At 30.9% G+C, this 19,344-nt stretch carries 17 protein-coding genes and 1 pseudogene; 2 read left to right on the forward strand and 16 right to left on the reverse strand.

Annotated features, from left to right (window positions below; genetic code table 11):
- Positions 1-5: 5 nt before the first annotated feature.
- Positions 6-617: a hypothetical protein gene (locus acear_RS10900; RefSeq protein ID WP_013279078.1), complete on the reverse strand. Its 612-nt coding sequence runs from the start codon at positions 615-617 to the stop codon at positions 6-8.
- A gap of 10 nt (positions 618-627) precedes the next feature.
- Complete coding sequence (locus acear_RS10905; RefSeq protein ID WP_013279079.1) at positions 628-1,746, reverse strand: mannosyltransferase family protein; 1,119 nt, start codon at positions 1,744-1,746, stop codon at positions 628-630.
- Between the two features lie 196 nt (positions 1,747-1,942).
- Between acear_RS10905 and acear_RS10910 the strand changes: the two are divergent.
- Positions 1,943-2,105: pseudogene (locus tag acear_RS10910) on the forward strand (integrase core domain-containing protein); the annotation flags it as partial.
- A 282-nt stretch (positions 2,106-2,387) separates the two neighbouring features.
- Here the strand turns inward: acear_RS10910 and acear_RS10915 are convergent.
- Entirely contained in the window at positions 2,388-3,146 is a 759-nt protein-coding gene (locus acear_RS10915) for a glycosyltransferase (RefSeq protein WP_187286622.1), read from the reverse strand.
- A gap of 164 nt (positions 3,147-3,310) precedes the next feature.
- Here acear_RS10915 and acear_RS10925 point away from each other — a divergent pair.
- Positions 3,311-4,473 (forward strand): IS3 family transposase gene (locus tag acear_RS10925; RefSeq protein WP_148217686.1). Its coding sequence is split into 2 segments (ribosomal slippage): positions 3,311-3,584 and positions 3,584-4,473, totalling 1,164 coding nucleotides; the frame shifts between segments, so codons are not numbered across the junction.
- Positions 4,474-4,486: 13 nt separating this feature from the next.
- On the opposite strand, the gene acear_RS10930 is transcribed toward acear_RS10925, so the two are convergent.
- From acear_RS10930 to acear_RS10990, 13 genes are all read right to left on the reverse strand, one after another.
- Positions 4,487-4,807, reverse strand: a complete 321-nt coding sequence (locus tag acear_RS10930; RefSeq protein ID WP_041667382.1) for a glycosyltransferase family protein — start codon at positions 4,805-4,807, stop codon at positions 4,487-4,489.
- Entirely contained in the window at positions 4,776-6,551 is a 1,776-nt protein-coding gene (locus tag acear_RS10935) for an O-antigen ligase family protein (RefSeq protein WP_013279080.1), read from the reverse strand. The genes acear_RS10930 and acear_RS10935 overlap by 32 nt, the downstream gene beginning before the upstream one ends.
- Positions 6,552-6,595: 44 nt before the next feature.
- Positions 6,596-7,723 carry a glycosyltransferase family 4 protein gene (locus acear_RS10940; RefSeq protein ID WP_013279081.1) on the reverse strand — a complete coding sequence of 376 codons (1,128 nt, stop codon included), beginning with the start codon at positions 7,721-7,723 and terminating at the stop codon, positions 6,596-6,598.
- Complete coding sequence (locus acear_RS10945) at positions 7,724-9,235, reverse strand: oligosaccharide flippase family protein (RefSeq protein ID WP_013279082.1); 1,512 nt, start codon at positions 9,233-9,235, stop codon at positions 7,724-7,726.
- A 79-nt stretch (positions 9,236-9,314) separates the two neighbouring features.
- Positions 9,315-10,292 carry a UDP-glucose 4-epimerase GalE gene (galE, locus tag acear_RS10950; RefSeq protein WP_013279083.1) on the reverse strand — a complete coding sequence of 326 codons (978 nt, stop codon included), beginning with the start codon at positions 10,290-10,292 and terminating at the stop codon, positions 9,315-9,317.
- A 41-nt stretch (positions 10,293-10,333) separates the two neighbouring features.
- Complete coding sequence (locus acear_RS10955; RefSeq protein WP_013279084.1) at positions 10,334-11,035, reverse strand: sugar transferase; 702 nt, start codon at positions 11,033-11,035, stop codon at positions 10,334-10,336.
- A gap of 579 nt (positions 11,036-11,614) precedes the next feature.
- A complete protein-coding gene (locus acear_RS10960) occupies positions 11,615-12,931 on the reverse strand; it encodes a UDP-glucose dehydrogenase family protein (RefSeq protein ID WP_148217714.1) in 1,317 nt (438 codons plus the stop codon).
- Positions 12,932-13,092: 161 nt separating this feature from the next.
- Entirely contained in the window at positions 13,093-14,202 is a 1,110-nt protein-coding gene (locus tag acear_RS10965; protein WP_013279086.1) for a glycosyltransferase, read from the reverse strand.
- A gap of 26 nt (positions 14,203-14,228) precedes the next feature.
- A complete protein-coding gene (locus tag acear_RS10970; protein ID WP_013279087.1) occupies positions 14,229-15,083 on the reverse strand; it encodes a sulfotransferase domain-containing protein in 855 nt (284 codons plus the stop codon).
- A gap of 38 nt (positions 15,084-15,121) precedes the next feature.
- Positions 15,122-16,273, reverse strand: a complete 1,152-nt coding sequence (locus tag acear_RS10975; RefSeq protein WP_013279088.1) for a glycosyltransferase family 4 protein — start codon at positions 16,271-16,273, stop codon at positions 15,122-15,124.
- Positions 16,274-16,312: 39 nt separating this feature from the next.
- Complete coding sequence (locus acear_RS10980) at positions 16,313-17,200, reverse strand: sulfotransferase (protein ID WP_013279089.1); 888 nt, start codon at positions 17,198-17,200, stop codon at positions 16,313-16,315.
- A gap of 48 nt (positions 17,201-17,248) precedes the next feature.
- A complete protein-coding gene (locus tag acear_RS10985) occupies positions 17,249-18,106 on the reverse strand; it encodes a lipopolysaccharide kinase InaA family protein (protein ID WP_013279090.1) in 858 nt (285 codons plus the stop codon).
- A 27-nt stretch (positions 18,107-18,133) separates the two neighbouring features.
- Entirely contained in the window at positions 18,134-19,324 is a 1,191-nt protein-coding gene (locus acear_RS10990; RefSeq protein WP_245526686.1) for an O-antigen ligase family protein, read from the reverse strand.
- Between the last annotated feature and the right edge of the window lie 20 nt (positions 19,325-19,344).

Below are 19,344 nucleotides of genomic sequence, written 5' to 3' on the forward strand. Positions count from 1 at the left end.
TAATATTACCTCTGTAACAAATCCAGTTCAAGCCATCGAACCCTCATTCCTAATAAACGTTTATCATCTGACAAACCATATTGATATGGGGAATTCGGTTTATGAATCACAAATTCAATCTGATTAAAATGATCCTCTTTAACAACTTCATTAGGAATTTTAACATTATATTTTTTTAATTTTGAATGCTTCATATTTAATACACCAATCTTTTTATCATTAAAAATTACATCAACTACTTGATTTCCTTCTGGAGCAAATGCATTTGCATATATAGACATTTGTAAATTTGTAGGTACTTCTTCATTAATTGTAAAATATAAATATGCTTTATTACCCTTAGTCCAATTCCCTGTCTTTTCCTTGTAAGACCACCCTTTTCCTCTGTGTTTTATTTTTCTCATTTTATTATCGTTAGTTCCAAAGAACAACTTGTTACCTAATTTATATTTTAATCCCCTATATCCTGACCAATCAATCAGTTTATTTTCTATATAATACAAATCATATTCTATAGAAGGTGGATTTGGATGCCAAATCCAATATAATACTACAATATACCAAATACATAGACTTATACACAATAAATACATTATATTTTTTTTACATTTATTCATAATTATCCTCCTAGATTGTTATTACATGCCCCCCAAACCACAAAAACAATAATAAAATATTAAATGAAACTAAAGTTATAACAATTAGCCATTTATATTTTTTAGTTTGATTTATAATATCATTATAAGCAAAAATTAAAACTAAAGTTCCAATAAAATATCGAGGAAGTGACTGTACACCAGACATCATTGGTATAATAATACTTACTAAAGCAAAAATTCCTTCTTCAAATCGTTTTTTGTATAATAAGTAAGTTGAACCAATAATTCCTAGTATTCCCCATAAAGATAAATATTTTGATCTATAATTTCCAAATACTAAATTATCATATAATGTAAAAATTGGATTACCATTTGTTCTCCACCATGCTTTTTGAACATGCTTAAATGCTAACGCATCTCCTAAGTGAAAATGCAAAAAAGTCATATATGCAAACAACCCAGTAGGCACTAATAATAACGCTAATAATTTTTTTTCATCTTTTAATACTTGCACTACTATATCAAAAAGGTTTTTGGAAGTTTTAAAATAAATTAAAAACATTCTAAGCAAAAGTGGTATAAAAAATAATACTCCTGTTGTACGTGTAGCAGATAATAAAGCACCAAAAATACCACAATAAAGCCAATTCTCTCTTTGTAAATTATAAAAACAAAGTATAAGTAAACACAGAAATAAAGATTCTGTATAAAGCGATGAAAAATAAAAAGAATAAGGGCCAAGAGCAAATAAAATAACTGCTGAAAATGCAAATGATTGGCTTCTAGTCATAGACACATATTCGAAAATAATATATAAAGCTATAGTTAAAAATATATTTGATACTATAAAACCAGATTGATAAACACTTAAGCCAGTTAAAATTTTAAATAATTTAACTATCAAAGGATATAATGGAAAAAAGGCCCAATTAGCTTGAGCGCCATTTGTAGGTTCTAATGAATAGCCGTTTTCTATAGTATATTTATACCATCCAGCATCCCACTGCATTAATGAAGACACAAAAGTATTATTTGTATTATGTAACATATTCCATACCACATTACTTAACCAATAAGTAATTATTGATAACAGCACTAATGTTAATATAAAATAAATTCTTTCTCTTCGATTATTAAATTGCACCATTTTATTCCTCCTATAGCATTATACAGTTTTGTTAAGTTATATGAAACTTGAACCCCTCTCCTCCTAAGGAGTATAATAGTTTAAATCCATTAAACGATATCTCCAAAGAAAGGAGAGGAAGATTTATGACTAATTCTAAAGTACAATATCCTAGATGTCACTCGAAAGATTTATACAAGTATGGTAAAGACCCAGCAGAGGTTTTAATTCCTTTGCATCTGCATCAATCAATTACCATATTCATATTCTTTTATAATTACATCAGACCACACTCTGGACTTAATGACTTAACTCCAGCTCAAGTAGCGGGAATTAAATACACTAATCAACAAAGAAACAATTGGCTATTAACTGCTTAATCTTAGTGTTTTAATTGGTAACAACTGTAGAAAAACTGTGATATTCAATTTGTTTTCCCTTAACTATGATCTTTTTAGTTAAAACTAATCTCAAAACTAAAGTTAGACTTAATAAATGGGTTAAAAACTATGATTTTTTAAGCTCAATTTTCATATCTGCTTAACAGGTTCCATTATACTTAATTATATAAAATAATAATCTTAGTAACCTTCTAGACTACTTTTTCTAAATACAAGTTAAACTTCTTGATCTTTTTTATTTGTGATTTTATATTAATAAAATTACTTATAAACAATATCAATATTATTCTGAGATATCCCCTTATAATTATCTTGCTTAAACTCTCTATACTTAGAATAAATATAATCTTCTATTTCATTAGCAAATCTATCCTTTGAAAAACTCTCAGCATTTTTTCTTATATACTTTTCATCAAAATCCATATTTTCAAACTTCAAGACTACATTTTTTAAATCATTTACCGTTTGATTCCTAAAAAGCACGCCAGTTTTTAAATTTTCTACTGTTTCTAAAGATCCTCCTTCTCCATAAGCAATAACAGGACTACCACAAGCCTGTACTTCCACTGGTATAATCCCAAAATCTTCTTTAGCACAAAAAATAAGAGCTTTACACTTTTGATAATACTCCTTTAACTTTTCATCCGAAACTCTACCTACAAATTTTATATTCGAATTAGCAATTTCTTTTAAATAATCTTCCTGCGAACCATCCCCTGCAACAACCAGTTTTTTACCTAAATCATTAAATGCTTTTATAGCTAAATCTATTTTTTTATAAGGAACAAAACGTGAAACTACAAAATAAAAATCTTCTGTTCCATTCTCATCATTACCTGGTACAAAAAAATCTGTATTAACCGGCGGATGAATAACCTCTGCCTCTCTTCGATAATACTTTTTTATCCTTCTTCTTATAAAGTTAGAATTAGCCATTAAGTAGTCAATCCTATTTGTATTAATTACATCCCACTGCCTTATACCAGGCATAACTAAACTCATAAATATTTTTGCTAACAAACCAGCTTCATCACGATATTCATGATATAAATCCCATGCATACCGCATCGGACTATGTATATATGAAATATGCATTGTATTGGGACCAGTAATTACTCTGACCCTCCCCCAATTTGTTAGACACCCAGTTAAGCGATATAATAGAAGTAACGGAGGTGCTACAATTGGGAGAAAAACGAAAAAGTTATACAGAAGAATTCAAAAAAGATGCTGTTGAACTATCAAATAGATCAGATAAAACAGTTAAAGATGTATCTGAAAATCTTGATATACCCTATGGAACTTTAGTTAGATGGCGTCGAGAGTATAAAGATAAAGGTGATCTTGCTTTTCCAGGCCATGGCAAACAGAAACTAACTTCTGAACAAAAAGAAATTCAAAGACTAAAAAAAGAATTAAAAGATGCTAAAACAGAGCGTGATATTTTAAAAAAGGCCGTAAGCATCTTCTCGAACGAACCGAAGTAATTTACGGTTTTATCAGGGACCACAGTGATCAATTTACTGTGGTGAAGATGTGTCAGGTTTTAGAGGTGTCCCGCTCTGGATATTATAAATGGTTAAATAGAAAACCATCTCAAAGAGAAAAAATAAATAAAAAATTAAAACTTAAAATAGCTGAAATTTACTGGCAGCATAATGGAACATATGGTAGCCCTAGAATTCATAGAGTGCTGCGAAAAGAGGGTTATACAGTGAACATTAAAAGAGTTGCTAGGTTAATGCGGATAATGGGTTTAAAAGCAATTCAAAAAAGAAAGTTTAAAAGAACTACCAATTCAAATCATGACTTACCTTTAAAAGAAAATCTCCTAAAAAGGGATTTTGATATAGATAAACCAGATAAAGTCTGGGTCTCTGATATTACTTATATATCAACTAAAAAGGGTTGGCTTTACCTGGCAGTTGTAATTGATCTCTATTCAAGAAAAGTAGTTGGCTATTCTATGAGTAAAAGAATAAATACAGATTTAATAATGTCAGCAACTAAGATGGCTATAAGTCGCCGCAACCCTGAAGCAGGACTTATATTCCACTCTGATAGAGGTAGCCAGTATGCAAGCCACAAATTACAGAATTTATTTAAACAGCATAGCATTAGATCCTCAATGAGTCGTAAAGGTGACTGTTGGGATAATGCAGTTGCTGAGAGTTTCTTTGGTAGTTTGAAGACTGAGTTAGTTTATCATAAAAAGTATTTAACCAGAAATCAAGCTAGGTTAGATATATTTGAATATATTGCTGGTTACTATAATAAAGTTAGGCTACATTCATATTTGAATTATATGAGTCCGAAAAACTACGAGAAAGAGAGAAAAATGGCTTAATATAGTGTCTAATTTAATGGGGGAACCTCACTCCTTTAGCACAAGAAGAAGAACTACTCAATACAATATCATAATCAGTCAAATCAAAACTTTCAAAAGCTCTGGGCATTAACGGTAACATTTTTGTATAATATTTTTCTGACAAAGGAATCTGCTGCATGAATGAAGTAATGACTTTTTCTTCTGGAAAATGTTCCGACATATTCTCTTCATTATATACAGCCGTATAAATAGGAGCCTCTGGAAATATATCACAGAATATTTCTATTACTCTTTCGGCTCCTCCAAAATTAGTTAGCCAATCATGTACAATTGCTACTTTTGCTTTCATCATCTACCCACTCTCCATTTTGTTTATTATTATATTGTTCAAATATTATATAACTAAACATAATCGATAATATCACAAATAAATAACCATGAGAATGGTCATCCAAAACACCTGATCCAAAAATAACAATCCACATTGGAACAATTTTTAAAGAAGTTAATAAAGAAGTCTTATATATTATATATAACACAAAACTTAAAATAACAACAAAACCTAATATCCCAAATTCAGAAAACCAAGACAAATATATATTATGAGCTTGAAAAACACCTTTATTTCTTTTTAACCAATTTTTATTAACATCTGTAAAAACATAATTAGGAAAAACTTTTTTGAAAACTCCTCTTCCTACACCAGTTAACGGATGGGTTAAACCCATTTTAATAGCAGCTTTCCATAATGTTATTCGAGAAGATTTTGAATTCCAATTGCTTTTATCTTGAAATCCATTTATAGTTAAACACTTATTTTTGTCAGGTTTCCAGACTCCAATTTTAACATCATACACTCCTCTAGATAAAGCAGCTATTGGAATTTGTAAAGTATATTTATCATTTTGAATAATTTGATAAGAGAAGGGTAAATCTAAATTTTTCTGTTTCCCCTTTCTTTTCGCATGTATCCAAAAAGCATTTTTAGATGACAAATTCTTATTTGTTGAAAACAATAAGTTTAAATAACCTTTATCCAAACTATACCCTCTATATTTAATTGGACCAAATTTTTCATCCAATTCAATAACATTTGAATTAACCACAAAACCTTTACTTAATTCAGTTTTTTTATTCTTTAAATTTCCATTGGATTTAACATTTTTAATTATTAATCTATCAAATGATAATAAAACATTTTTATCTTTATTTTTAGTACTGAAGGCATGAGAAGCATATTGGATTACCTGGCTATACGCAGCATTAATTTGCTTAGAAATATCAAAGCGATTTGGACACAATAAAAATATAAATACTAATATAGCAATACATCCAATAAAAGCAAAAATTTTAATATGTTTAAATTCAGATAAAATTATTGTTGAAACCATAGCTAGTATAAAGACCAACCATACATTCCTAGACTGTACAAATACTAAAGCCAAAGACACCAATGAAACAAATAATAAACCTAACAAAGGATATTTTTTTATGTAAGTCTTCAACTTCATGTCATTTAATCCAAAGACTAAACCTATAAGCAAAAACCAACCAAAAAGATTTGGATGTACCATAGTACCTGTAACTCTAGGTAAACCTACAGCATAATGCAAATTGCCTCCAGCAAAAATATTTACCATCAGCTTATTTAATGGAGAATAAAGATATTGAAACAAAGCTAAAAAAACATAAACAAAAATCAAACCAAATAAAACTTTTTTTATAACATCTTTATATACAATATCATTCTTCCATAAATAAGAAAATAAAACTCCAAAAACCAAACAAATTAATAGCCTTAAATCTCCTTTAAGAGCTTCTGTAAATAATTGACTAAATAAAGTAGAAAGAATTAATACTGTTATACTACTCACTATCAAAAGAATTAATAGTCTTTCTTCTTTTATTAAATTACATATTTCATTAATAACTTTTTTTATATTTAAAAAAAACAAACAAGTAAAAACAAATAATAACAATGTGATTTCAGTAGTTGAAAAATTCAAACCCATCATTTCAAATAAGTTTATTTCCATTAATACCCCTAATATTGCTAATAAAGTAGAACTAGTTAAAATATATTTTTTTATTCTCATTTTCTCCCCCCTTAACCCAAGTGATTATAACCCTCCTATATTCATCACTTATTATTTTTCTTCCATACTTCTTTTTCATATATCGAATAAAGCTCCTCAGCCGTTTTAGTCCAGGAAAATTTATTCACTCGTTCTAATCCTTTATTTACATACTTCTTTTTCTTTTTTTCGTCTGCTAAAGCTGATTTAATTGCTTCCACCCAACCATCAATATCTTTAGGCTCAAGTAAAATGCCTGCATCTCCTATCACTTCAGGCACTGAAGCTTTATTACTAGCTATTACCATAGTCCCTGCTCCCATTGCTTCAAGAGGAGGTAGACCAAAACCTTCATAAAGAGAAGGAAAAACAAAAATTTCAGCTCCATTCATTAGTACAGGAAAATCTTTTTCCTCTACATAACCAGTAAATTTAACATTATCAGGTTTACCTTTAGGAATTTCTTCCCCAGGCCATTTAGCTCCAACTATAGCTAATTCTACATTCATGTCGGTTAAATATTTCATAACTTCAAACAACATTTTACTATTTTTTATAGGTTCAGTTCCTCCTGTAGTTAAAATATATGGTTTGTTTAAATCATATTTGTTTTTAACTTCATCCAATCTTTCTCTATCAATATTATTAAAGAAAAACTTTTCATCTAAACCACAATAATTAACAATGATATCATCATCTTTTAAATTTTTAAATGTTTTCAATAAATCTTTTTTAGAGTTTTTAGAAACAGTAATAATTTTATCTGCTTTTCTAGTAGCTAGATGCCAACGCCACTTAACTAATCTACTATACGGATATTGCTCTGGAAATAGAAAGGGCAATGTATCATGCATAGTAACTATTAAAGAAACCTCCCTATTAAAACTTAAAAATGGTAAATTATAATTTCTAGGACTATGAAAAACATCAAGATTATGTTTGCTAATCCTTCTAGGAAGTATAAATTGTTCCCAAAGAGTTTGTGTTCCTCTCAAACCTAAATTATGAGTATGTTCTGATTTTCCGATATCATCTATCATATAATCAGTTTCTTCATAACCTGCTCCCCAAAAATAAATTATTTCATCTGTTGATTTTTTAACTTTATGCAAATGTTTTATTATCTGTTGAGTATACCGGCCAATTCCTGTTATAGGTAGTAATAACGAACGAGTGTCAATACCAATTTTCATTTATAAAGCCTCCTTGAATTTATTTAAAACTTGTTTCAAATTAATTCCTTCTTGCCTCAATGGTACGATAACAGCTATAACACCGTAAATAAATATCGCTATAATATGTTTGCTAAAAAAACCTAAATTTTTAAACTCACGTAAAAAGACTGTAGCTATTAACCCTCCTACCAAAACCCAAATAATCTTCCTGAAAACTTGTCTAAATGGAATAATCCAGTCCATATATTTTTTTACACTGAAATAAATTAAAACGGCATAACTTAAATAAGATATCAAAGTTGTATAAGCGGCTGCCATGTAACCAAAGTGAGGAACAAGAATAATATTTAACATGACATTTAATGCTGCAACACCTAATCCTCCCAACATCATTCTTTTAGTATCTTCTTCAAACTCTAATGGTTTATGTCCATACATTGAAAGGTGCCATATTAGCAAACCAGTTCCTGCAATAGGTATTACCCAATAGCCAACTCTATATTTTACTCCCAATAATATATTTGTTATTGGTTTACTTAAAAACATTAATGCTATAATTAAAACAGACGCCATATAAATAAACCAATTAGTAGTATCACTTATAAGTTGTTGAACTTCTTCTTTCGATTTTTGATTCCACATTTTCACAAGATAAGGATGGGCAATTAATAAAAATGGAGCGGCTACAAGTTCTGTTCCCCCTGCAATAAGAGAATAATTTGCTGAATAAATCCCAACTTCTTTTGCACCTCGAAAAATCTGAATAATATATCTATCACCAATGGCTAATAAAATATAAGCTAAAAACCACCCTATCATTGGAGAACCATATTTAAAATACTTTATAATATTCGTTTTAATTATTTTAATATGCTTAATTATATAAGTTATAGATAATTCTAAATCAGCCAATTTCCACATAAATGGTATTATTAAAAAAGTTCCAATAGCTTCTCCCCAAACCAAGTATTCAACTTTCTTTGAAATTAAAAAAACTAATATTAAAGGCAAGAATAATCTTCCCATCGACCTAAGTGTCTTAATCAAAGTGTGGTAGTTTGATTTTATTTCTGCCGAAAGCACTTGTAAACAAACCTTATAAATACTTAACCCCCATATCAAAGATACAGTAGCAAAACACAATTTATTAAACCATATGCCGAAATAAGGTTTAATAAATAAAATAATAATATTTAAAATTAAAAGAAAAATAGTAAATAATAATATATATAATACAATTGTATTCTTAGCTATTCTCTTCTCATTAAGGTCCTCAAGTGAAGGCAAATAACGGTTAATAGCCTGCTTCATCCATTCAGTCAACATTAGGGTCACGAAAAGTACAATACTACGAACTAAATTATAATATCCAAACTTAGCAGGTAAAAATATTCTCGTGAAAATAGCAGTAAATCCTAATGAAGCTCCAGCTCTAGTTAATCCTCCTATTCCATAACGTAAAACATGGTATAATAAAGTACTAAAATGCTCAGACTTATCTTTGTCCTTTTCTATTTTATTAACTGCCACTTAATAAAGGCCTCCTTAAATCTAAATATAATTTAATAAAGATTTACGTAATATAATTCTTCATCAAGATGTTTCTAAACTAAATCTTTTCAGATTTATGCCAATTCCAGGCAGTTCTTATTATATCTTCTAAGTTGTACTTAGGCTCCCAAGCTAACATTTGCGTAGCCTTAGAACTATCAGCAATAAGTACAGCGGGATCTCCTTCGCGTCGGTCATCTTCCACAACTTTAAAATTAACTTGAGTAATTTCTTTAGCTTTATCTATAATTTCTCTAACTGAATAACCGTCTCCCGAGCCTAAATTAAACACTTCTGAATTATCCCCTTCAAACAGCCTCTCTAATCCTCTAATATGAGCATCAGCCAAATCATTGACATGAATAAAATCTCGGATACAGGTATTATCTCTAGTGTCATAATCTGTACCAAAGATATAAATTTCATCTCTTTCTCCTAAGGCGGTCTGTAATACAAGAGGAATTAAATGAGTTTCTGGGTCATGCTTCTCTCCAATCCTTCCACTCTCATCTGCTCCCGAAGCATTAAAATATCTAAAACAGGTATATCTTAAATTATAGGCTCTATCATAATCCTCTAATATTTGCTCTACCATTAACTTAGATTTACCGTAAGGACTAATCGGCTTCTTAGCTTGTCCTTCTTTAATAGGTATTTCTTCCGGTTCTCCATATACTGCTGCTGTCGAAGAAAAGATAAAATATTTAACATCATACTCCAACATTACATCTAATAAGTTAATCACATTAACTACATTATTCTTATAATACTTAGCCGGATTTTTAACTGATTCTCCTACCTGAATAAAAGCAGCAAAATGCATTACTGCATCTATGTCATATCTAGAAAAAACTTCCTTTAATCTATCCTTATCAGCCAAGTCTCCTTTTTCAAAATTATCTACTGTCACTAAATCTCTATATCCTGTAGATAAATTATCATAAACAACTACCTCATAACCTCTTTTAGCTAGCATCTTTACTTGATGAGAACCGATGTATCCTGCTCCACCTACCACTAAAATAGTCTTTTCCACTTATTAAAATTCACCCACTTCTTAATGGTTTTAGTTAAAAATTAATATGCTCCTTCTCTTTTAATCACAGATTTTATAGTCTTTAATATTATTTTCATATCTAATAGCAGTGATCTTTCTTTTACATACTTCAAATCCAGTGCTATTCTTTCTTCATAATCTTCAACATCACTTCTCCCATTCACCTGCCACATCCCTGTTAAACCAGGCTTAACAGAAAATACAATATCTCCTGTTCCTTTATAATGCATCTCTAATTCATCATCTACAACTGGCCGAGGACCAACTAAACTCATATCTCCTTTGATTATATTAATCAACTGCGGCAATTCATCAAGACTTGTCTTTCTTAAAAAATCACCAATTTCAGTTATCCGCGGATCATCCTTTAATTTGAAGTTTTCATAAAATTCTTTTCTTAACTCTTCATCATTTTCTAGAACCTCTTGTAATTTTTCTTCTGCATTAGGCACCATAGTTCTAAATTTATACATCTTAAACTCTTCTGTATCTTTTCCAATCCGTGTATGTTTAAAAAATATATTTCCTCCATCATTCTTTTTAATTTTATAAGCCACTATTATAAATACAGGAGCTAATAAAATCATTCCAACTGATGCTAATACAATATCTAATCCCCTACTCACAGCATTATAAATATAATTAGACTCAACTTTATGTAATTCATTAGCATCACCCTGTATACTTTCTATATCATCATTTTTAGTTGCTGATGTCTCCATTATAATCCTCCTTTATAATGCAACTTCAATCAAATCTCTTATCTAATTTATTATCTTTAATACTACTTATTACTATGACATATTCCAAATTCCTAAAAATCAAACTATCTTACTATAACTTAGTTAAGAAAAATAGTCAAATTCCTTCATTTATGGATTTTTTTATTTACTTATGAATCAATACCTCTAATAATCTCTAACAATTAAACCTAAATTTCATCTTAATTTAAATGTAAGAATTATAAACGAGCAAATTTAGAACCATATTATTACAGTTTAAAATAAACAGGACATTCCCAACATTTTGGTGTAGAATAAAAGAATTTATACTAGCAGCAGTTTCTAAAGAATTTTTTGCTAAAACATTCGAGAAAAAATAAGGTATTTTAAAATTAGAAATCAGAGTAAAATAGACTATGTTAAATCGACTTATAAGCGTGCTCAATCTAATGTACAATTGAGCATAACTTTAGAACTATTAAATATGGCCTAGGGATAACTCTGACTATTAACTTCCATAAAATGGAGCTATTTTTGCTCATTTATAGTATAAGAATTAATCTATGCTCACCCTATTATTTATTTCACATTAATTGCTTTTCTTCCTACACTGTAATAGGTAAAGCCTTGTTCCTTCATCTTTTCGGGCTCATAACAGTTCCGTCCATCGATAAAGAGAGAATTATTAAGCAGTTCCTTTACTCTATCCAAATCAAGATTCTGGAACTCATCCCATTCAGTAACTAAGATCACTGCCTCTGTATCATCAATTGCATCATATGCATCTTCAGAGTACTCAATACTGTCGCCGAAGATCTTCTCCGCTTCCTCCATAGCTACCGGATCATAGGCCTTAACTTCAGCTCCATCATCTAAAAGCTGCTTTACAACAGTCCGGGACGGAGCCTCTCTCATATCATCAGTATTCGGCTTGAAGGATAGTCCCAGGACAGCAATCTTCTTATCTTCTAGATCAGACATCTCCTGTCTTAACTTATTTACCAACGTCTTCTTCTGGGCTTCATTAACTTCGACTGTCGAATCAACAATCTTGAAGTCATAGCCGTGTTCAGCAGCTGTAGAAACAATTGCTTTGGTATCCTTAGGGAAACAGGCTCCGCCGAAACCGACGCCGGCCCGCAGAAACTTATCGCTGATCCTGTGATCCGAACCGATACCTTTAGCTACTTCCTGTACATTACCGCCGGTCCGTTCACAGATATTGGCTATTTCATTAATGAAGCTGATCTTCGTAGCTAAGAAAGCATTAGCCGCGTACTTAATTATCTCGGCACTATAGCGGTCTGTATGGAGAATCGGCGCTTCAAAGTCCTGATGTAATTCATCCATTACCTCAGCGGCTTTTTCACTCTCAGTTCCAATCACCACTCGGTCCGGATTCATCGTATCGTCAACTGCTGTTCCTTCCCGCAAGAATTCCGGACAGGAAACAACATCAAACTCATAATCGGCTTCCTTCTGCTCCTCAATCATCTCTTCCACCCAGTCCCCGGTTCCGACCGGTACCGTACTCTTATCTACTACAATCTTATAATCATTGATATTTTCAGCAATACTTTCGACTACAGCTTCGACCGCCGAAAGATCAGCCCCTCCCTCATTATCCGAAGGAGTTCCTACGGCAATAAAGATGATGTCACTCTCCGTTACTCCTTCCGCCGGCAAAGTTGTAAACTTCAGATTACCGTTAGCATAATTTCGATCCACAATCTCCTTTAATCCATCTTCATAAATCGGCATCACACCATTGCGCAGTCCTTCGATCTTTTCTTCATCAATATCCACACAGATAACTTCATGTCCTAGCTCAGCAAAACATGCTCCGGAAACTAATCCTACATAGCCTGTACCAAATACAGATAATTTCACTTTAATATCCCTTCCTTTTCTACTTTATAGAGATTAAGTTTTGTTATATAGACTAATGATTAATATTCGTGAAATATGTAACAATCCCTTCATCAAGCTTTAAAACAATTGAAAAAACTACTTGTTCCAAATAGTCAATCTATTGACCATACTGTTTGACTTTTTTCCTAATTATTTAGTATCTTCTCTTCAATCTCATCAATCATCTTTTGAAAAGAAAACTTCTTCTTAGCAATTTCAGCTCCTTGCTGACCTAATTTCTCACGCTCTGGATGCTTAATCATCTTTAATATTTTCTCTGCTATATCAGTAGAATTCTTATTTTCAGCTAGATAACCATTCTCTCCATCAATTACAAATTCAGAAATTGTAGTAGCCTCGGTTGTTACTATCGGCACTCCTGCCATCATTGCTTCCAATATTACCCAGGGAGCTCCTCCTTCATAGATAGCAGTATGAACCATAAAATCTAATTGTTTTAGAATTGAAGGTATATCCTCTCTAAAACCAGTAAAAATAACTTTATCTTCTAACCCTAGTTCTTTTACTCTATCTTTAAATACCTCTCCTTTTTTCCCGCTACCTACTAACAATACTTTAAACTTCTCAAACTCCTTTAGAACCTGGGGAAGCGCTTCAATTAAATACTGTTGTGCTTTTTGCCTGCATAACCTCCCGACATTACCAATTATCAACTCATCATCCTTAATGTTAAATTCCTCTCTAAGATCAGAAGTTATTTCCGGATCAATAAACTTATCTTTCTTTACTCCTTTATAGATTAACTTTAGCTTTTCTTTTGATAAATAATCAGTCGGTATATTCTTTAAGTTTTTATCTCTAGTAACTTTAGAAATAGACATAAAATCAGTAACACAATACTTTAATAACCAGCGATTATAGAACTTATTCTTAATTGGTTTAGCCAAAGCCCTACGATAAACAATAGTTTCTACACCTGCTAACTTAGCTGCTAGGGAACCATATTTAAAGTGGGAAGATTGACAAAGAAAGATAGCATCTATCATATTCTTCTTAAGATACCTTACCAACCAATATAACCTGAAAGGATTAACAAAAGTAACATCTCCAATATGATCTATACTATCAACTTTAAGACCAGCATCTTTACACTTATTATAAAACATTTCATCTTTAATACCTAGTATAAAAATATCATATTCTCTCTTCTGTAAAGCTGAAGCCGTCTTATAATGCCATTTTTCTACCCCTCCCCATCCAGTACCAGTATTCATAAATAATAATCTTTTAGACATCCTGCCTCCTCCTCCAACTATATCCTCTAGTAATTATAATAATTCTTCATATGTCCTCCAGCAATCCTATCAAACTTATCCATCATTTCTTGATTCCAATCTGTCCAGTGAGGAATAGCATAATCTGTTGTTGAACTTGCCTTCTGATTCATCATTCTATTAATTACTTTTTCAGTTTTATCTTCAGATAATCCTATATAATCAGCAATTCTGTACATTCCTTTAAACTTATTGTCTTTAAATATATCTTCAAACTTTACAGTAATAGCATCATCAATATCTTTCACACTCTGCCAGATAAAACTATCTTTTTTCTGCCATTCCCAGCATACCTTTTCAAATCTTGTCATCTCATCCCATTTATCCTGATATTTATCATCTTCAAAATAAACAGCCCTTAATCTCGAACCATCATCCTCTTTGGTATACCAGTTTCTACTCATACCTGACCGCACATAATCTCTTCCATCTCTAACTATATGAATTACTTTAATATCTTCAAAAACTTCTCTTAACACAGGTAACAAAGAAAATAATCTATTATTGGATTCAACATAGATATCAGCATCTTTCCTTTTAACTTCTCTACAAAGAGCTCTTCTACATCGTTCAACCTTTTTTACCGCTTTTAAGTCAGTTATTTCCCCACAGGCATAGCTAATAGCCAAACGCAGAAATGTAGGATGTGGTTCATGAATAGCATATACTGAAGAAAATTCATTAAGAAATTTAGCAAAAAAATGAGTCCCAGTTCTCCCAGTAGATACAATAAAAAATTTATCTATAGGACCCCAATCTTGCTGTCCTAACAGCCTTAATCTCATTCCAATTTTATCCATTTTATATTTCCAATTACTTTTTAAAGCCTCTTTTCTACTCACTCTATCTCTCCTTAATTTTGAAACCATCATTTAATCTATCACAGCTTATATTCTAAAATATTTGCATAAATATCTAACATATTTTGATGATTCCTTTTTTCGCTATACTTTAATGCCTTCTCCCGAGCAGCTTGAGACATTTCATCTCTTAAACTCTGATCCTTTAACTGCTTTATATAGATACTTAACTGTTCTACATTATCTACTGGTTCCAGCACAAAACCATCTTTCCCTTCCTCTAATACCTCGGCTGAACCGGCCGCCTGAGAAGTAATTGCCGGCAATCCAGAAGCCAAAGCTTCAGTAACTACTGAACCAAAAGGCTCATAGATAGTAGGTAACACAAAAACATCTCCAGCAGCATAATAAGCCTCTACATTAGATGAAGCCCCAACAAATTCTACTCTTTCATTAACATTTAAATTAGCAGCCATCTTCTTAAATTCATTAACTTTTCCTTTGCCTACTACTAATAATTCAACCTCATCCACCTGAGCCATTGCCTGCAGTACATACTTTAAACCTTTTCTTTTAAATCCAGTTCCCACAAATAATAATACCATATCTTCATCACTAAAACCATGCTTGGTTCTTATTTCATCTCTATATTCTTCTTGATTTTCTGGTTTAAACTGATTAACATCTACGCCATTATAATTAATTACTATATCTTTTTCTGGCACCTGATAGACATCCATAATCTGATCTTTAACCGTCTGAGAGATAGCTACAATCTTCTTATAATTACCCGGCTTAAAATCTTGAGCTTCATAATATTTAGTTAAATACTCACTTAAAGAAAGTTTAGATTCCAATCTTTTGATTGATTCATACAGCGGATTATCAATTAATTCCATCATTTTATCAACATAAACCTCATGGCAGCCGCCGCCGATTCTAATTACATCACCAAAGCCTGTCCGGGAAAAAGTCTGAATAATATCAAAATCATATTTCTGTACTTCTTTGTAGGCACTCTTAGCAAACACATACTTGTCAATTCCTAATTTCTTACCGAAATAAGCAGTTTTATGAAAAATTATTTCATCATTAGCCACTTCCTCATCCCAACTTCCAGTAAAGACATGTACCTCATGACCTTCTTCAGCTAAAAAATTCGACAAATTAACCATATATCTTTCAGTACCACCGTGAGTAGTATACTGTTTATGGACTAACGCTATCTTCATACTTTTTCGCTCCCTTAAACGATAAACTTTATTTTAAAATTAATTATTCCAATTATAATTATAATACTTTTTCATATGCTCACCAGCAATATTATCAAATTTATTTCTCAACTTTTGATTCCATTCTGTCCAATGGGGAATAGCATATTCTTTAGTTGAATTTACTCTTTTATTCATCATTTTATCTATCATCTGCTTCAACTCATTTTCAGGTAGATTAATATACTCAGCAATTCTATATAACCCCTTATAATCTTCATCCTTAAATATATCTTCAAACTTTACAGTAATAGAATCATCAGCTTTTTTAACACTTCTATAAATAAATTTATCTTTTTTTTGCCACATCCAACTTATCTTTTCAAACCTTGTCATATTAGTCCACTGATTATAATATTTATCTTCCTCAAAGTAATTAGCTTGTAATCGATAAGCATCATCTTCTTCTACATACCAATCACGACTCATACCTGACCGCACATAATCTCTTCCATCTCTAACTATATGAATTATTTTAATATCTTCAAAAACTTCCCTTAATACAGGTATTAACGAAAAAAGTCGGTTATTGGACTCAATATAACTACTTGCCTTTTTTCTTTTCACATCTTTACACATCGCTCTTCTAATCTGTTCCACTTTTTCAATAGCATTTTGTTTAGATATTTTTCTCCTAGCATAATCAATAGCCAGACGTACCAAAGTAGAATCAGGTTCTGGTTCGTGAATCGAATAGATATCTGAAAATTCATCAAGAAACTTAGCAAAAAATTTAGTACCAGTTCTCCCAGTTGATATAATGAAATACTTATCTATTCCCTGCCACTCCTGAAACCCTAATAATCCAGCTTTCATTCTAATCTCATCTATTCTATATGGAACTTTTTTTATATCACTTAGTAATTTAGATAGTTTTGATTGCTTCACTTTACTTTCCTCCTGATTTTTTCAGTTTATTTATCAATCAACATATTCCTATATATAAAAATCACTTAACTTTTTATCACTAATTATAAGCTCTTTTTTATCCCAATCAATAAGTTTTTCTACTGTTTTCTGATTAATATAATCTATAAGTTCATCTATATCCTCCTGATGATTAAAATAACTAAAAAATTCTTTAAAAAATAACATCCTATCTTCATAATCTAACTTATCCCTTCCAAAACCATCTAAATTCGAATATGTATGAGCAGTAAACTTAATTAAATTCTTAATCACCATTTTCCATGGTATAAAGGGTAACTTCTTTATATTATCCACATCAACTAATCCGAGTTCAAACTTCTCTTGATTAAATCTAATTAAAATATTAACAATATTAGGATCTCCATTCAAAAATTTAAGCTGATATAACTCAAACCAAAATTCAGCTAATCTTTTTATTATTTCTCTCTTTAATTCCAGACTATAATCTTCATAAGCAAGATAATCACGCAAATTCATTCCTTGAAAATCTTCCGTAATAAATAGACTATCAACTGTCCAGATATCATGCCGATATGTAATTGCTAACACTGGTTTAACAACCGAAACCTCTGCTGCTAATAACTGCTTGCACTTTTTAAATGCTCTAAACGCCTCAGATGGTCTAAATAGATTTTTAATCCGTTTACTTACTTTTCGATATGAATATTTTTTAATATAATAACTTTTATTACCAAACTCCAGTTTAAATACTCTCCGTCCAGTACTTTTATCTATTAAACTAAAATTATCATCGCTGCACTGACCATTTACACAGCTTAATACCTTCTCCACCAGATTATTCTTTAATTCGTCATCATAATAAACTTTAGTTTTATTATCCCTGATTTTTTTGTTTAACCTCATATTTACTCTTCCTTCTTTCTTCTTTATTTAAATCTTTATATCTTTCTGCTCTTTAAGCAATTTAATAATCACAACTGATAAAGCAATCAAAAACCAGAGAGTCCTGCTTACCACTGATTTAGGGAAATTAGTTTCTGTCACTCCCTGAATAATCCAGACTCCTACCACACTACTAGAAGTAGCTAGCACAAATAATCTATAATAACCCTGTTTTAAATTTAAATAATTAATATATAAATATTTTAAGATTGAATATAACAAATAAATAAATCCTGCTAAACCTACAATTCCAGTCTCAGCTAAGAAATTTAAGAAATTATTATGGGCATGAGCCATCGAAGCAGTATTAGGCTGTTTATAATCTTTTTTGTAGACATCCGTAAAATTACCTAATCCAATTCCATTAACAGGATGATCTTCAAACATTAAAAGTGATCCCTTCCAGAGAGCTAGTCTACCTAAGTTACTTTTGTTATCTTCTAAATCAACAATACTCTTAATTCTATTCTGGATCTGCTGAGGAGCAAAAGAAACTACTACCAGAATTATTACTAAGAATATAGGAATCCACTTCTTACTCTTAACCCAGAAAGTTAAAAAAGTAGCTCCTGCAAAACCTAACCAGGCACCCCGAGTCTTATTATAAATTAAAGTCAAAGCTATCAATGGTGATAATACAATATATTTAACTTTTCCTTGGAGATTAACACTACCAAAGAGAAGATAACTGACAACAAATAACAAATAAATCAATAACAAAGCACCAAAATCAAGCGCCATAAAATCAGCATTTACCCGTCTAACTCCTAAGTAATAATGCTGCCAGAAAAGTCCATAGGTCGAAGAAATAGCAATTGATATTAATCCCATACCAAATAACTTCTTCACTGTTTTTAAATCTGATACATTATCTATAACCATATAATAGAGTATAAAAACTAATAAAAAATCTTCTAACCCATCTAAACTTTCTGCCAAATCATAACTACCAATAAAAGAAATTAACATTGCTAACAGAAAGATACCTATCGGCTTATTTAACGGATTACCGCTAAAATCAATCTCCCGGGTAATAATTAGTTTAATTATCCAGCCGATAAAAGCAAGTCCTAATCCAATACTGGAACCAGCAATCGAAATTGCTGAACTAAACATCATTAGCATTAGACTACCGATAATAAATTTATCCAAATAATTAACCACTACAGCTTTGTCCACTCTAGTCCCTCCAAAATTCA

Source organism: Acetohalobium arabaticum DSM 5501, assembly GCF_000144695.1.
In the GTDB taxonomy this organism is placed as follows: domain Bacteria; phylum Bacillota; class Halanaerobiia; order Halobacteroidales; family Acetohalobiaceae; genus Acetohalobium; species Acetohalobium arabaticum.

What these genes read in the sequence shown, in the direction of transcription:
- acear_RS10900 (WP_013279078.1), bottom strand. Translation starts at nt 617, where the DNA reads ATGAATAAATGTAAAAAAAATATAATGTATTTATTGTGTATAAGTCTA.
- acear_RS10905 (WP_013279079.1), bottom strand. Translation starts at nt 1,746, where the DNA reads ATGGTGCAATTTAATAATCGAAGAGAAAGAATTTATTTTATATTAACA.
- acear_RS10930 (WP_041667382.1), bottom strand. Translation starts at nt 4,807, where the DNA reads ATGATGAAAGCAAAAGTAGCAATTGTACATGATTGGCTAACTAATTTT.
- acear_RS10935 (WP_013279080.1), bottom strand. Translation starts at nt 6,551, where the DNA reads ATGAGAATAAAAAAATATATTTTAACTAGTTCTACTTTATTAGCAATA.
- acear_RS10940 (WP_013279081.1), bottom strand. Translation starts at nt 7,723, where the DNA reads ATGAAAATTGGTATTGACACTCGTTCGTTATTACTACCTATAACAGGA.
- acear_RS10955 (WP_013279084.1), bottom strand. Translation starts at nt 11,035, where the DNA reads ATGGAGACATCAGCAACTAAAAATGATGATATAGAAAGTATACAGGGT.
- acear_RS10965 (WP_013279086.1), bottom strand. Translation starts at nt 14,202, where the DNA reads ATGTCTAAAAGATTATTATTTATGAATACTGGTACTGGATGGGGAGGG.
- acear_RS10975 (WP_013279088.1), bottom strand. Translation starts at nt 16,273, where the DNA reads ATGAAGATAGCGTTAGTCCATAAACAGTATACTACTCACGGTGGTACT.
- acear_RS10985 (WP_013279090.1), bottom strand. Translation starts at nt 18,106, where the DNA reads ATGAGGTTAAACAAAAAAATCAGGGATAATAAAACTAAAGTTTATTAT.